Annotated in this window: 12 protein-coding genes and 1 pseudogene; all 13 read right to left on the reverse strand. The window is 61.9% G+C overall.

The features are described 5' to 3' along the window. Window positions 1-51: 51 nt before the first annotated feature. Window positions 52-1,113: an ABC transporter ATP-binding protein gene (locus BN1724_RS08115; RefSeq protein WP_058234946.1), complete on the reverse strand. Its 1,062-nt coding sequence runs from the start codon at window positions 1,111-1,113 to the stop codon at window positions 52-54. After that, on the reverse strand, window positions 1,097-2,008 hold the full coding sequence (locus BN1724_RS08120; protein ID WP_058234947.1) for an ABC transporter permease: 912 nt from the start codon (window positions 2,006-2,008) through the stop codon (window positions 1,097-1,099). Before BN1724_RS08120 ends, BN1724_RS08115 begins: the two co-directional genes overlap by 17 nt. Then, entirely contained in the window at window positions 2,005-3,894 is a 1,890-nt protein-coding gene (locus BN1724_RS08125) for a glycosyltransferase family 4 protein (RefSeq protein ID WP_172797103.1), read from the reverse strand. The genes BN1724_RS08120 and BN1724_RS08125 overlap by 4 nt, the downstream gene beginning before the upstream one ends. Before the next feature lie 174 nt (window positions 3,895-4,068). Beyond that, entirely contained in the window at window positions 4,069-5,493 is a 1,425-nt protein-coding gene (locus BN1724_RS08130) for a sugar nucleotide-binding protein (protein WP_058234949.1), read from the reverse strand. 64 nt (window positions 5,494-5,557) lie between these two features. After that, complete coding sequence (gene rfbB, locus BN1724_RS08135) at window positions 5,558-6,556, reverse strand: dTDP-glucose 4,6-dehydratase (protein WP_058234950.1); 999 nt, start codon at window positions 6,554-6,556, stop codon at window positions 5,558-5,560. Window position 6,557: 1 nt separating this feature from the next. After that, window positions 6,558-7,430: a glucose-1-phosphate thymidylyltransferase RfbA gene (rfbA, locus tag BN1724_RS08140; RefSeq protein WP_058235889.1), complete on the reverse strand. Its 873-nt coding sequence runs from the start codon at window positions 7,428-7,430 to the stop codon at window positions 6,558-6,560. A gap of 49 nt (window positions 7,431-7,479) precedes the next feature. After that, window positions 7,480-8,739 (reverse strand): glycosyltransferase family 4 protein, encoded by a 1,260-nt coding sequence (locus tag BN1724_RS08145; protein WP_058234951.1) that lies wholly within the window; start codon window positions 8,737-8,739, stop codon window positions 7,480-7,482. 123 nt (window positions 8,740-8,862) lie between these two features. Next, window positions 8,863-9,618 carry a PRC-barrel domain-containing protein gene (locus BN1724_RS08150; RefSeq protein WP_058234952.1) on the reverse strand — a complete coding sequence of 252 codons (756 nt, stop codon included), beginning with the start codon at window positions 9,616-9,618 and terminating at the stop codon, window positions 8,863-8,865. Then, a complete protein-coding gene (locus BN1724_RS08155; RefSeq protein ID WP_058234953.1) occupies window positions 9,615-12,179 on the reverse strand; it encodes a hypothetical protein in 2,565 nt (854 codons plus the stop codon). Before BN1724_RS08155 ends, BN1724_RS08150 begins: the two co-directional genes overlap by 4 nt. A gap of 128 nt (window positions 12,180-12,307) precedes the next feature. After that, window positions 12,308-12,808 (reverse strand): TetR/AcrR family transcriptional regulator, encoded by a 501-nt coding sequence (locus BN1724_RS08160; protein WP_058234954.1) that lies wholly within the window; start codon window positions 12,806-12,808, stop codon window positions 12,308-12,310. Window positions 12,809-12,823: 15 nt separating this feature from the next. Then, window positions 12,824-13,006, reverse strand: a pseudogene (locus BN1724_RS13580) (TetR/AcrR family transcriptional regulator); the annotation flags it as partial. Between the two features lie 155 nt (window positions 13,007-13,161). Next, entirely contained in the window at window positions 13,162-14,346 is a 1,185-nt protein-coding gene (locus BN1724_RS08165; protein WP_084252888.1) for an aspartate-semialdehyde dehydrogenase, read from the reverse strand. Continuing rightward, window positions 14,343-15,812 carry an aspartate kinase gene (locus tag BN1724_RS08170; RefSeq protein ID WP_058234955.1) on the reverse strand — a complete coding sequence of 490 codons (1,470 nt, stop codon included), beginning with the start codon at window positions 15,810-15,812 and terminating at the stop codon, window positions 14,343-14,345. Before BN1724_RS08170 ends, BN1724_RS08165 begins: the two co-directional genes overlap by 4 nt. Window positions 15,813-15,874: the final 62 nt, after the last annotated feature.

A 15,874-nucleotide genomic window follows, 5' to 3' on the forward strand; every position in this document is an offset into this window, starting at 1 on the left:
AAAGACCTATCTTCCTTGGCGGGACCCATTTCTTGAGCGGGCCTATATCCCTCATGGAGCCTCTCCTCCATGAGCACGATGGTGCTGACCATAAGGGTCAAGGGCTTGCGTTTCGATCACCGGCGCCTCACCAAAACGACGATGACGACCCCGAATACTCTGCCTGCGGGCAGGCACGTTCTGCGGCAATTTGATACGTTCAGGCGGAGCCGGGGCGCGGGTAGACTCCCCCTCTTCCATCGCTGCTTGCAGCAAGCTTGCGGCTTTAGCGGTATCGCCCTGGGCGAGGTTATGCGCGAACCAGCGATATTTGCGCGCAACGGTAACCGCTTCCCCATCCATCACCATGCGCCCGTGATCCATCCAGATGGCCCGGGTGCACATTTCCTCAATGGCTTGGGCCGCATGGTTGACCAGGAATACGGTGCCCGCCCGTTCGAGCATCTGTTTCATGGCGCGTTTTGAACGATCCATGAACACGGCATCGCCCGTCGCTAACGCTTCGTCGATCATTAAGATTTCGGGGCTGGCGGCCAGCGAGATCGCGAACCGCAACCGTGCCCCCATGCCGGAGGAATAGGTCTGCATCGGCAGATCGATGGCATCTCCGAGCGCAGACAGTTCCACCACCGAGTTGAACGCTTCATCGGCCTGCTCCGGAGTCATCCCCATAGCAAGGCACCCGAGTCTGATGTTCTGGGCTCCGGTGAGATGCGGAATCAGCGCGGCGCTCACACCCAGCAGCATCGGCCTGGCACTGGTGAGCACACTGCCTGACGTGGGTGCTTCAAGCCCAGCCAGAACCCGCAGCAGCGAGCTTTTGCCGGAGCCGTTGCGACCGATAATGCCGACGAATTCCCCTTCGGTCACGGAGAACGACACGCCTCGCAGCGCTAGCACACTCACCCGCTGGCGACGGGCACCTAGACGCACGCGAAGACCACGAGATGTTCCCGGCCGAGAGACTTTGGTCGTGGTGTAGCGCAGTCGCACATCGTCGGCGACCACGGAGATTCTGTCGCTGCGTTGCAGGTCCGCTGCCGGGGCCGCAGTGGGGCGGGAGGAGTCTTTGCCCGCGGGCCACAGGTTTCGCATCTCACTGTCCGCCGCCATACTTCGCCTCCTTCTTCCAAAAGAAGATGAATCCGACGACGGTTAGGGCGATACCCCAGCCGAGCAGAACTGCCCACTCTGACCAGTGCGGCCATACCCCCTGCATCAAAATTTCGCGATACATGGTCAAAGCCGCGAAGAGCGGATTCAGGTTGAGGATTGTCACTACCACGGTGTGGTCGAGGAACCGGTCGATCGGGAACAGAACTCCTGAGCCGTACATCAAGATCCGGCTCACAAACCCCATGGCATGGGCCATATCGGGAAAGACGAACCCGATCCGGGCAACGACCAGGGTCATCCCGACGTTGAGTAGGGTCTGCGCCAGCAGCACCACGGGCAGAAGGAGCCAGGTGAGTGTAGGCAGCTCATGCGTGGGAATCACGATGATGGAGATCAGCATGACCACCACCACCGGAACCAAATTGATGGTCTCCTGAACAACGGAGGCAATAGGGATCGCCGCCCGCGGGAACGAGAAGGACTTAATTAGCGATCGTCCCTGGCGCATCACCGAAGTTCCGGCAGTCAGCGCCCGCGCCGAAGATTGGAACATCAACACGCCGATCACAATGAAGGCGACATAATTTTCCGTGCCGCCACCCGCGTGGAGCACGACCCCGAAAATCAGCCAATAAAAAATGACATCGAGTAATGGCTTCAAGATGAGCCACTTGTTGCCCAGCAGATTGCCATGGTGCTGGGAGGCTGCCCGCATCCGGGAGTCCATCAGGATGAAATGCCTGCGCTCCCATAGGTCGCGAATATAGCGGGGAAGCGGTGGCCGAACCCCGACATGCCCGAGGTCTGAGGTGTCCATTCCTTCGCATTGCAATTGCTCGACGAGGGTCACCGCATCGGTTTGGCCCTGCACGCGAATCCCTTTGACGCTCATCCAACTCCCGTCATCCGTCGCGGTGCGACAGCCAGACTGTCATAAAGCTGGCGATAACTGGCGCCAGCCGCTGACCAGGTCCGTTGTCGTGCGCGGGTCCGGCCCTTGCGGGCCAGGTTCTTGCGAAGATCAGGGTCACGTGCAAGATCCCGAACTGCCCGCGCGAGCGCGTTATGCTTACCGGCGGCGACATACAGGGCCGCATCACCGAGGACTTCTCGCAGCGCAGGTAGATCACTCGCGATCACCGGTCGGCCTAACGCCATTGCTTCCACTGGTTTCAGCGGGGTAACCCGGCGGCACACGTCGACGTCGCGCCGGGGTATGACTACGGCATCTAAGGCCTGCTGGTACCCGGTGGCTAGGTCTCGTCCCACCCGTCCGGGCATGTGCACACGCTGGGCGATACCGAGTTCGTGAGCTAGGCGTTCCAGCGCCGGTCGGGAGACTCCGTCACCCACCAGCATGACGTGCAGAGGAAGAGACTGCTCGGCGCCAGCCTCGCTCTGGATCTCGGCGCCAGCGTCATGATGGATCCCGGCCTCGGCCTCGCTATGGATCAGTGTGGCGGCGGCCCGCAGCAGAACATCGAATCCCTCGTAGTCCACGAGCGAGGACACCGATCCGATCCAGAATCCGTCCGACGGTAGTCCGAGTTCGGTGCGAGCGCGAGCGGGCGAGGTCGCACGGTCAAGCAGCTGGTCGTCCACAGAGTTGGGAATCACGGTGATGCGATCAGCCCGGACCCCGCGATCCACCAGCACATCGCGCATGGTGTGCGAGAGCGTCACCACTGCATCCGCTGCCCCGGCGAGTTCACCTTCGCGTCGCGCCAAACCTGTGGCTCGTTCACTGGATGCTGCCCGGGCACGAGCGCGGTCGTCGCGTTTTGAGGCCACCCAGGTTTGTTCCATGAGGCCGCGTACTTCGTACACCCATGGCAAACCGGTGTGGCGGGCCACGGCTTCGGCCACCAGTGCATTGGTGAAGTTTGTGGTGCAACACAGCAGGTGGGGACGATATTTTTCCACCAGCTGCGCTATCTGTTCAGCCTGGGCTTGAAGGCGCTGGGTGGTGGTTTCCGGAAGTCTCGCGCCAAGAATCCGATGGTAGGTGATCGAATCCACCGTATCGGTTGCGCGGGCGAAGACTTTGCCGACGGTGACGGGGTACCCGATGCGGGTGACTCCCTGCACGTCGATTCCCGCGTTCTGGTGGGCCCTGAGCACCTTATGGGTACGCAGTGTGTACCCGGATTGGGTGTGCGGCAGAGAGTTCGTCACGATGTGCAGTGCGCGCAGGGGTACTGGCCCGTCTGTAGCTGAGGCTTTCAGCTCTGTTCGGGCGTGCTGAGCCGTCCACTGCGGCTGGCCCGCTACGGCTCCTAACCGCATCCCAGAGCGCAGCAGGTCGTGTTCGCTGAGTAGGCGTTTCCGGTAGGCCGCTTGGGCACCGCGCGCGCCGGTGAGACTGGTTATGGCTGCGGAGATTTCTCCTGTGTGCCACAGGGCCCGCGCCCGCACCAGGTTGCCTCGGGTTCCGGCCGGGGCGCATGCCATCGCGATGTCTACGTCGTTGAGCTGTAACGCCACGTTGGCGGCCAGACGAGATGTTCGTCCGCTGTCACTGAGTTCTTGGAGCACTCCATGGGCTTGACCGTCTCTGCCCGATAGCAACAGTCCCAGGGCTTTAACCCCCGGGGTTGTGAGCCCGCCCAGAGCGGTGAGTGCAGAGCCGAGCATACGGGCAGGCCGGTAGGGCATACGCCGCGATATTTGCATACCCAACAAAATCGGATCGTCGAGAGCGTGCCTGAACGCGGTGCCTGCCACCAGGGCAGCATTCGAGACAAGTCGATGCGTGCGCGCAACCTGTCTAACTCGCAAGGAGAGGCTCATTGCCGCGTTCCAGCTTTCCGCCGGACCAAAGGGGGGACGTCCGACGGGAAAAGCCTACCTGGGGCATAGTCCCCGGTCACACTCGGGCCGCCAATATCCATCACATGTCAACCACACGGTTGAGGGACATACACCGCACAGCAAAAGATATGCCCGGGGCGGTTATTGGGCGCTCAAATACTCTTTCAGCGCATCAGCAGCCGGGCGCGGAACAAATCCGGTCGCCGCTAACTTCGACAAATCCAGCGTCGAAAACTCCGGCCTGGGAGCGATACCTTCCTTACCCGCGAAGTACTCGGAGGTGGTCACGGGCGTCACCCGGGACCGATCGTGCCCCGTCAGTTCGTACACATCAGCGGCAATATCAGCCCACGACTGGGAGGGGCCCTCGTTGCTGAGGTTGTACACACCCGGCGCCGCGCCACAGCTGAGCAAATGCTCAATCCCTGCAGCGAGATCGTCAGTGAAGGTGAGCCGACCAATTTGGTCGCCCACCACCGTCGGGTCAATCCCGCGGGCCGCAAGGTCTGCCATCGTGCGCACAAAGTTCTTGCCGTCGCCAATCACCCAACTGGTGCGCACCACAAAATGGCGCGGCAGGCTCGACACAATGACGTCACTGGCGGCCTTGGTCTGCGCATACACACCGAGCGGGCTCAAACCCTCCTCTTCGGTATGCACCTCACGGGTACCGTCAAATACATAGTCGCTGGACACGTGCACGAACTGCGCGCCGAAATCGCGCGCTTTGTCCACCAATCGCGCAAGACCCGTGACGTTGACCGCCCACGCATCCGCGCGCCCCTGCGAGGTTTCGGCGAGATCCACCGCGGTGTACGCGGAGGCGTTGACGATGACACCGAAACGAGAGAAATCAAAGGCATCCACCGATGCCGGATCGGTGAGATCCAGCTCGTCGCGGTCAATACCCACCACTTCGCGTCCGGCAAACCGGCCACCGCCCGCTTCGGCGCGCGCCAAAACTGCCCGCCCAAGCTGACCACCTGACCCCACCAGCAGCACGGGCTTCGCCGGCATGGGCGTGACGTCCTCCAACATGGGATGGGCAAGGTCTTTATCAGAGCGTTCAGCCTCATCCAACGGAATCGGCCAGTTAATAGCGACCGTCGGATCCGCCAGGTTGAGGAAGGTGTACTGCGCCTGGGCATCAGCCGACCAGTGGGCATTGACGAGATACGTGTAAGCGGCGGGCGCCTCAATCGTCTGGAAACTGTTGCCCACCCCGCGCGGCACAAAAATTGCCGTCGACGGATCAATCTCATGCGTGTAGACGGTTCCGAAACTCGGGCCTTCCCGCAGATCCACCCACGCCCCGAACACGCGACCAGTCGCCACACTGATGTACTTATCCCACGGTTCTGCGTGAATACCTCGGGTCACTCCAACTTCCTGGTTAAAGGAAATGTTGTTCTGCACCGGTCCGAGGTCCGGCAGGCCGAGGGCAAGCATCTTCTCGCGCTGCCAGTTCTCTTTAAACCATCCGCGCGCATCTCCGTGCACCGGAAGATCCAGGACGAGCAGTCCGGGAATAGGGGTGGTCCGAACCGCTAGTTCCTTGGTGGTCATCGGTTTCCTCTCGCTGATCGCTTATCCGCTGTCTTGGCTACCGGGGCATCTACTGCCGGCGCTGTCAGTGCCCGGTTTTGGCGTACTTCGCTTCGGTCGCGGCCTTCTGAGGACGCCACCACGCTTCATTTTGGCGATACCAGTCGATGGTCGCGACCAGGCCAGCCTCGAAATCGCTAAAGCTTGGGGCCCACCCCAATTCGGTGCGCAGCTTCGTGGAATCAATCGCGTACCGCATATCGTGCCCGGGACGATCAGCGACATGGTCATAGGCGTCAACATCCTGACCCATATGGGTCAAAATTAGCTCGACCACATCTTTGTTGTTTTTCTCGCCGTCGGCGCCGATGAGATAGGTTTCGCCGATCCGACCCCGGTTGAGAATCGCGAGCACCGCGGAGGAATGATCGTCAGCGTGGATCCAGTCCCGCACGTTCTGGCCCGACCCGTACAGGCGCGGACGCACCCCGTCGATCACATTGGTGATCTGGCGCGGAATGAACTTCTCCACGTGCTGACGCGGACCATAGTTGTTCGAGCAGTTCGAGATCGTGGCCTGCACACCGAAGGACCGCACCCAGGCGCGCACCAGCAGGTCTGAGCCCGCTTTGGTGGACGAATAGGGGCTCGACGGGTTGTACGGGGTGGATTCGGTAAACCGCTGCGGATCATCCAGCTCCAGATCGCCGTACACCTCGTCCGTGGAGATGTGGTGGAATCGGGTTCCATGCTTGCGGGCCGCTTCCAGCAGCGTGAAGGTTCCGATCAGGTTCGTGGTCAAAAACGGTGACGGATCGTGCAAGGAGTTGTCGTTATGCGACTCCGCCGCATAGTGAACAACCGCATCCGCTTCACCCACCAGGCGGTCCACGAGCTGCGCGTCGGCGATGTCCCCCACCACCAGCTCGCAGCGGTCAGCCGGAAGCCCGTCCAAGGATGCCTTATTGCCCGCGTACGTCATTTTGTCGAGCACAACCACACGGTCGTCAGTGTGCTGAAGGACGTAGTGGACAAAGTTTGATCCAATGAATCCGGCACCGCCGGTAACCAAAAGTGTGCGCACGTCAGTGTCCCTCTCGTTCCAAAATGTTCAGCAGGTACGTCCCGTAGCCACTCTTGACCAGGGGCTCAGCGCGTTCGCGCAGTTCATCATCGCTCAGGTATCCCATGCGCCAGGCAATTTCTTCCGGGGCTCCGATGGAAAGTCCCTGACGCTTTTGCACGGTGCGGATGAAGTCGCCGGCCTCAGCCAGTGAATCGAACGTCCCGGTGTCCAGCCAGGCGGTTCCCCGGGTCAGCACCTCCACGTGCAGCGAACCGTCCTCCAGATACAGCCGGTTGAGATCAGTAATCTCCAACTCTCCGCGCGGGGACGGCTTCAGCGACTTCGCGAACTCCACCACCCGGTTATCGTAGAAGTACAGTCCCGGAACCGCGAGGTTGCTGCGCGGATGAGCCGGTTTTTCCTCCAGGGAGACGGCAAAGCCGTTCTCGTCCATCTCGACCACGCCGTACGCCGTGGGGTCAGCCACCCAGTAACCAAAAACAGCGGCGCCTTCCACATCGGTGTACTGCCGCAGCTGCGTGCCCATACCCTGACCGTAGAACAGGTTATCGCCGAGGATCAGGGCGACCTTTTCCTGACCAATATGTTCTTCGCCCAAGATGAATGCTTGGGCGAGACCATCGGGCGAAGGCTGCACCGTGTAGGTCAGGTTAATCCCGAACTTGCTGCCATCACCCAGCACACGCTGGAACGACTGGGAATCTTCGGGCGTTGTGATGATCAGGATGTCCTGGATTCCCGCCAGCATCAGCGTTGAGAGCGGGAAGTAGATCATAGGTTTGTCGTAGACCGGCATCAGCTGCTTAGACACGCCGATCGTGAGCGGATGAAGTCGGGAACCGGTTCCACCGGCCAAAATAATGCCACGCATGGTCACTAGTGTGACACGCGCGATCCCGAAGATGGCCCCAATACCGGCGTTACGATCCTTCGTGCTCGTCACAGACGCGTTGAAGAATCTCTAAATAGCGGCGCGCAAGAATGTCATCGTCCGCGTGATCGGCCACCCAACGCCGACCCACATCGCCGCGATCCAGCTCCTCGCGGTGCGATTGGAGCCGGCGCCACAGGTCAGCCAAGCCTTGCGCATCCCCTGGCGCAAGCACATCTCCCGCCCCCGAATCCCGCAGCACCTGGGCAGCCTCACCATCCAGCAGACCGGTAATGTGCCTGCCCACCGCGAGCACTTCAAAGAGCTTGGACGGGATCGTCCAGCGGAAAGGTTCCCAATCTCGCAGGGACACCACCACCGTGTCGGCCCATAGGTAATGCCCCATCACCTGTTCGGGCGGAATCCGATCGTAAATGGTCACCGGAGCCTTGGTGCGGGCCACTAGCTGCGCCAGGCGCTGTCGGTCCGAACCGTGTCCGATCAGGCGCACCGAGATCGGAACTCCCGCCTTTGCGAGCGCTGCCGCCGCGTAGACCAGCGTGTCAAGGCCCTGGCTGCGCCCCATATTCCCCAGATACAGGCAGTTCAAGGGGCGTCGCGCTCCCTCATCCTGGCCCCGACCTACCGGCGGCAGCAGAGGCCGGTGCGCAAGATCCGTGCCGTTGCGCACCACGTCCACCCGCCGGATACCGCGCCCGCGCAGCACCTGGGCAAAATGTTCGGTCGTGGTAATCACATGATCAGCCGTGCGCTGACCGTTGGTGATGGCCCGGTGCACGCGCACCTTCACCTCAGCGATCAGCCTGGCGTCACGGGAGAGCCCGCCGGTGTGCGTCACCAGGTCCGGCCAGGCATCGCGCATTTCCACGACCATCGGCAGACTGTACCGGCGTGCCAGTGCCCACGCGGCGAGCAGTGTGGGGATCGCTGGCACGGTCACCACGATCACCTCGGGGCGCGCCTCAGGATGTCGCCATAACCGGTCCAATCGGTATGCCATAGACGCCGAACTCACCAGGTGATCCAGGGTTCTCGTGATGATGTCCTGGCCGTGCATCAGGTGAGCGACCCGCAGGATCCGCTCACCCTGATCACCTCGCTCGACCCGCCCCACCCGGTGGCGCCCTCGTTCAGCGCGGGGAATGCGGCCACTGGGATAGTGGGGCCGGGGGCAGACAACGAAGAGCTGGTGCCCAGCTTGTGCGAACCGGCGCGCCAACGCGCCCCAGCGACGCTGCGGTGCCCCGGTTTCCGGGGCGTAGTAGTGGGTGAGGAGCGCGATTCTCATCTCATGAGGTGGTGGGAGCTTCGAGGGAGGAAGGGGAGCGGCCCGGGTTTACACCCAGCCTAGACACCGTGGGCAGTGGGCACAGTGCCATTGAGGGTGGCAAACCTCAGCTGACGTCGACCATCAGTCTGAACGCAACCCGGACTGTGAATCGGCGGCGTCACCGTGGCGGTCCGGGCTGTCCTGGCCCTCGCGCTCGTCGTCGCGATGATCATTAGCGTCGCACTCATCGTTGGTGTCGTACTGATCGTCGCGATGCGGATCGGCGTTGCCGCGCGGATCATCAGCGTCGCGCTGCTCACCGTTACGGCGCTGCTCGCCTTGATCAGCCACATGATCACCGTCATCACCCGAGCCGGGTGCTTCACCTGCGTCACCCCGAACGGTCTGGTCGTAATCGAGACCGTAGTACTGGAAAATCTCGCGTTCTTCCTCCGGGGTGAGATGCCCGTCGGCATCCAGGGTCGGAGCCGCTTTGACCTCGTCGCGATCTCGCACCAAGTGCACCGCATCATCGTCAATCCGCGCTAGCGCCACCGGGACAAAAACTTCCTTGGTTCCGAACAGGCCCATAGTCACCGTCAAGAAGGTGGGGTGCTGAGTGCTGTCGTCGAGATAAATATCCCCGACTTTGCCGATTTTGTGGCCATCGGCTCCGAACACGGAGGCATTGCGCAGAGCACGGTACTGCTCCTGGACGCCCTTGGACTCCGCATGGCTTGATCGTGGGCCGCCCGATGTGGGCTGAGATTCGGCTGAGGAGATCTCCGAGGTGGGTTCCTGTGCCTCGGCCATCACATCAGTGTCGGGAGTCGGTTCAGACTGCTGTATGCCGTTCAGGGCGGAATCCTCCATGTCAACTGTGCCAGGTTTGCTCATCGGGCGAACACCACTGCCATCGGGGTTTGCTCACGGCCTTGTCCCAGGGGATTATCAGCGAACTGCAATTCATAGTATTCGCTGCTTTCCGGCGCCGCCTTGCCGAGCGTGTTGCGACCAATATCGTTGGCATCCATCACTACCGTGCCGGTAAAGGTGTCGCGCCATGCGGGCGGCACCGCATCCAGCACCACCCGGTTTAAGAAGTCGGCCACAATGTCGGGATCTTTAGGCGGAAGTTTCGCCGAAACATTCGCCGGATACACCGAGTACTCAGTTGGGCCATCAATAGCCCGGACGTTACCGCCCACCACCTCGTAGAACAGGCCCTTACGACCAATCAGCTTACCCACCGCACCGGCCGCTGACGCCAGCAATACCCGCGGCAGACCCGCTTCCTGAATCGCTAAATGCATGGTCACCGGATCACCGAGACCAATACCGGCAGGGGTTCGCGCCACGTATTTCGACAGGTTACGAGCCCAGATCCCGGGATGAATGTCCCAGACGAAATAGGACCGGCCCTGCATAATCGCGATGATTTTTTCGCTCACCGTCAGGTTCCAGGGGCGACCCACCGTCGCATCCCAGTGCGAGTCATCTTCATCAGCGGTTGCGAGGTGAGCGTCCAACGCCTCGAAAAAGTCCCGCACATACCCGCCGATTGACGAGGCCATCTCGGTTTCCGCCGTAAACTTCCCGGTGCGCAGCGGATACCGACGGACCATTCCGCCACCCACCGAGGCCGGCATCGCCAAGTCAAGGTTCTTCCCCTCGTTGGAGGCTAGCACCTCCTTCGGTGCGGGTTCGTCATGCGCCCCGTGGTCATCGCCCTCAGAAGCGGCGGCTAGACCCTCAGCGCGGAGCCAGTTGTCATCCTCAATCGAGGATTCAAGCAGTTCTCGAAGCCACAGCTCCAGCAAGTAGATGCGCCATAGCGGAGCGGAATCCGTGGCGAGTCGACCCGCGATGTAGGCGTCAAACGCATCCAGAGCAGCCCGCTGGTTTATCCACGGCCGCGCGCCCAAGGTCGATGAACGCAAAACTGCGTGCACCGAGCCCTTCAGCCGGGTAAACCATTCGTCGTCGTCAATTGTCCGCGTCGGCGCAGCCGGTGTTTCCTGGATCTCAGGCGGAAGAACGCGTTCGCAGGACGCCAGACCCGCGGGACCCACCGCAGACAGCACCCGAGCATCCGCGCAGGGCAGCACCAGATCCACGCCGCACGCTGCCGCGGTATGGCAGACCGCTTCAATATCGTCTGCCCGTACCCCGGTGTTGGCCGCACTCGGGGCAACGCTCACACACGATGAGGAAGCTACATCGACCGGATCGGGAAGACGCACAAGATCATCAATGCATAGCCGTTTACGCCGAGCCTGCGCCACCTTTTTAGCCAGTCCGGTCACCGTCTGCCGCGCCTTATCCACCGTGTGCCGGGCGCGAGTCACCACATCCAGGCCAGAAACCGTCACCTGGGTGTCATCAAACACCTCCGCGACCTGTGGCTTCGGTGTTGACGCCAGCAAACCCGCACCGGGAAGGCCCGTGGTGTCCACCACCAGCGGCACTGTCTCGGCAAGCTGACGCATCGCACAAAAATGAGCGTATTCCGCGAGGGTGCGCGGCGGCGCAGACCGAGTTCGCAAAAACAGTCCGAGATCGCGTTTGAACTGGTCCGTCGACGGATGAAGATCGCGGTGCGCCGTCGCCGACCCCAATCGATCCACCACGATCTGGGCACGCGGACCGAGTGCCTGAACACTGTGAGCGCTGCGGGTTGCCGCCGACCGCACCGCAACCGTCGCCAACGCCGGGGCATCCTCAGGCAGATCAGTTGCCGACCAGGCCCCCAGCGCAAGCGCGACCGCGGCCGTCGCAGCGTCATCGGTCATCGCAATTCCCACCGCCGGGCCAGTGACCTCGTCGTGTCCTGCGACGCGATCCGGTGAGAACGCGGATTCGAGCGCTAAACCAACCGCCTCCACCACACCGGTGGAATCACCCGCATCAGCAGCGCGGCGTCCCCGCGACGTTCCCCGCGGCCGCCCGTTGTTCACGCGCTCAAAGCAGCACCGCCGCACATCGCCGTCAGCGTGGATCCGCACGATCTCATCGGCGCGTACCCGCTGAATACCAGCGATCAACGTATGCGAGGACTGACCGTCGGCATCGCCGCGCACATAGGCGTACGCCTGTTGCGGATCCGGACCCAGCTCATACCCTGCACTGCGCAGTGCCCACACCAGTTCAGGTAGCTGCGCAGCCACTGTTACCGCTACAGCCTCGGGGGCATCAGATGCGGACGGATGGTGCACATGAAAGAACAGAGGCGATGCTGCCTGCCCATGCCTGGCAAGGACCAGCCCGTCAGAAGTCGGGATCACAGCGGCCCACACCTCGGGGCCTTTGGCCTGCGGCTGGTCCGCACTCACACAATCGGTCACCTCGTCCAACGACAAATTGCAGCGCCCGACAAAAGCCGCTGGGCCAGCCTCGGGCCCATTAAGACCGACGACATACTGCCTTGCGCCGGTCATGGGCCCGGGAAGGTCTGACATAACGGGATCCTGTTCGTTCAAGGGGTCAACATGTCATGGTGTGCACGATCTTCGCGGCAGGTCACCGCAGGGTACACCCCTCCAGCATCCCACGTTCGCAGTCATGTATCGACCCAGGATCCGCGGGTTCATCGCTCATTCGACTGGTGGTCGGGACCATCTACCTGCGTCGGGCCGAACTCGTCAAGAGGTTCCACCAGAATCATCGTCAGAAATTCACGCACGTCCTGACTCACCGACACCGCTCCCCCGAGCCGCCGATAAACAGACAAGGAATCCACCATCGAGAGCAGAATCCGGGCTGCACAATCTGGATCCACCCCCGGCTTCAAGCCACCCTCAGCGGCAATAGCTCCCAGGCAACCGCTGATCATCTCAACCACGCACTGGTTTCGCTGCACAACTCGCTCGCGCGCCGGATGCCGCTCCTGCAGTGATTCCAGCTGCAACACCGAGAACAACGAGTTGAGCTGGTGCGCCTGCTCTAAACGGTCGAGAAGTTCCACTAAATAGAGCAGAGCCTCTCGCCCTTTAGTGCCAGCCCGCTGAAATTCGTGATCGCGATTGGCTTCTGCAATATCGAGAACGGCTTCAAGAAGCTTTTCCTTCGACGTGAAATGGTGCAGCATCCCCGGATGCGAGATGCCAACCTGCGCCGATATATCGCGCAGGCTCGTTCCCCGATAACCACGCTCCGCAAATAGTTTCGCGGCGCATTGAAGTATTTCTCGCCGTCTTCCTTCGCCCTTTACGTAATTCCTGTGCTGCAACAAGCTCGGGACGACCTTTCTGTCTGACAGCCACGCCGCTGAGGCTGCGACTGACATCGTGGAATTGTTACCCGTTCACCTACGAGACATAAACCGCCATCGGGATGCTCGCGGGCGGCAGTATGCTAACTCAACGATGTCCACCCTCTCTGAGATATCCCTTCCCAGCGACAGAAAATTAACGAGGTGGAATCAGCGACAGCGCCGCGGACTCACCCGGCGCGGCCCCGCGAGCGCAGCAACAAATCCGCCAGTTGCACGGCATTGAGCGCCGCTCCCTTCCGGAGGTTATCGCCCACCACAAACAGAATCAGGCCCTTGTCGTCGGGAACGGATTGATCCGTGCGAATCCGTCCCACCAGCACGTCGTTGATTCCAGCCGCATCAATCGGAGTGGGGACATCCATGAGCTGAACCCCCGGCGCCGACGCCAAGATGTCGCGGGCCTCATCCGCCCTCAGCGGCTGATCGAACCGGGCATGGATAGCCAAAGCATGACCGCTAAAGACTGGTACCCGCACGCAGGTACCGGACACCAAAAGATCCTCGATCCCAAGAATTTTGCGAGACTCGTTGCGCAGCTTCTGTTCCTCAGACGTTTCTTCGCTGCCGTCCTGCACAATGTCCCCAGCCAGGGGCAATGCATTAAAAGCAATGGTCTTCGCGTACACGTTCGGCTCAGGGAAAGTCACTGCCGCCCCATTGAGCGCAAGGGTCTCTGCCTGATCGGCGACCGCACGTACCTGACCCGCCAGCTCATCCACCCCGGCACGCCCAGACCCTGATACTGCCTGGTACGACGAGATCTGCAACTGAACCAGCTGCGCCCGGTCGTGCAGCGGCTTGAGAACAGGCATCGCCGCCATAGTTGTGCAGTTCGGATTGGCGACGATACCCCGCGGAGTATCATCCAGCACCTCGGGGTTCACCTCGGCCACCACCAGCGGCACCTGGGAGTCCAGCCGCCACGCCGAGGAGTTATCGACAACGACCGCCCCGGCCTCAGCAAACCGCGGCGCCAGATCCCGTGAGGTTTGTCCACCCGCCGAAAAGATCGCAACGTCTACCTGCTGTCCCGGCGAGGTGAGATCCGCGATGGCTGCGTCTTCCACCTCGATGTGTTCACCCCGGCACATCACCGTGCGCCCGACCGAACGCGCGGATGCGAACGCCCGCACCCGGTCTACGGGCAGATTCAGTTCGTCGATCAGGCGCAGCACCACACGGCCCACTTGCCCGGTAGCGCCCACAACGCCGAGCACCGCACCGCGACGGTGCGGCGAAGCATCAGATTGGGGGTGCGGCTTAAGGTGCGATTCAGCGGTCGACGCGGCGGGCGACGCGGTGTGCGACGCAGCGGTCTGGCCCGGGAACCCCTGGGGGTGGCTGTCTGTCATCGTCCTGTCCCTCCGTACACAACGGCTTCACCGTCATCTGAATCTAGGCCGAACGCCGTATGAATCGCACACACCGCATCCTGCACCCGGGACGCCTCCGTCACGACGGAGATTCGGATCTCCGAGGTTGAGATCATGTCAATGTTGATTCCTGCCCCGGCGAGCGCGTGGAACAGGGTGGCCGACACTCCGGGCGAGGACTTCATTCCCGCTCCGACCAGCGAGACCTTGCCAATCTGGTCGATGTAGCGAACTTCTTGGAAGCCGATGCGTTCTTGTGCCTGTTCCAGTGCGCTGATCGCTGCGGGCGCGTCAGATTCAGGCAGGGTGAAGGAAATCGCGGTGGTGTTGTCCGTGGTGGACACATTTTGCACGATCATGTCGATATTGGCGCCAGTCTGGGCCACAACCTCGAAAATCGCGGCGGCTTTGCCGGGCTGATCGGGCACCTCCACCACGGTGATCTTGCCTTCGCTGAGATCGTGCGCGACGCCGGAGATGATCGGCTGTTCCATCGTGGCTTCCTCCTTGGAGGCTATCGGGGGATTGCTGAGGGAGGTCTGCGGGGCCGCCTGGCTTGCGGGTAGAGCCGCCTGGTTTGCGGGCGGGGCCGGCTGCTGAATGTCGGCAGCGTCCTGTTGAATGTCCGGCGGCACCTGCTGGGCGCGGGCAGCGGGAGCGTCGAGCACCCGCGCCGGCGGATCGTCGGGGTCAAGCAGCACGTCGCGCTTATTTTCAGGGGCCACAATCGTCCCGACGCGTCCGCTGAAAGACGAACGCACGTGCAGCGTAACTCCGTAGCGGCGCGCATATTCCACGCAGCGCATCATCAGGATTTTCGATCCCGAGGCTGCCATTTCCAACATCTCTTCAGGGGAAATAACGGGGATACGGCGAGCGCGCGGCACAATCCGCGGATCGGCGGTGAACACGCCGTCCACATCGCTGTAGATCTCACAGACATCGGCATCTAGTGCTGCCGCGAGGGCGACAGCGGTGGTGTCTGACCCGCCACGACCGAGCGTCGTAATGTCTTTGGTGAGGCGGGACACACCCTGGAATCCGGCCACAATCGCCACGTCGCCAGCGTCGAGCGCCTCTAGGACCCGGCCGGGGGTCATATCGAGAATGTGCGCTTTGCCGTGGATGCCATCGGTGATGACTCCCGCCTGCGAACCAGTGAAGGATCGCGCCTTAACTCCGAGCCCGTTTAATGCCATGGACAGCACGGCCATGGAGATCCGTTCGCCCGCGGTCAGCAGCATGTCTAGTTCCCGCGCCGGAGGTTTATCGGTTACGCGGGCTGCGAGATCCAGCAGGTCATCGGTGGTGTCACCCATAGCCGAGACCACAACCACGACTTCGTGCCCAGCCTGGGCGTACCGGGTGATGCGCCGGGCGACCCGCAGGATGCTCTCCGCATCAGCGACGGATGACCCGCCATACTTTTGCACGATGCGGCTCATGCGTGGATGTCCTTCCGGCCGTGGGCTTCTCGGGGATGAGGGTGCAGCGAACTGGGGTCACA

The sequence above is a fragment of the Devriesea agamarum genome, assembly GCF_900070355.1.
Lineage (GTDB): Bacteria > Actinomycetota > Actinomycetes > Actinomycetales > Dermabacteraceae > Devriesea > Devriesea agamarum.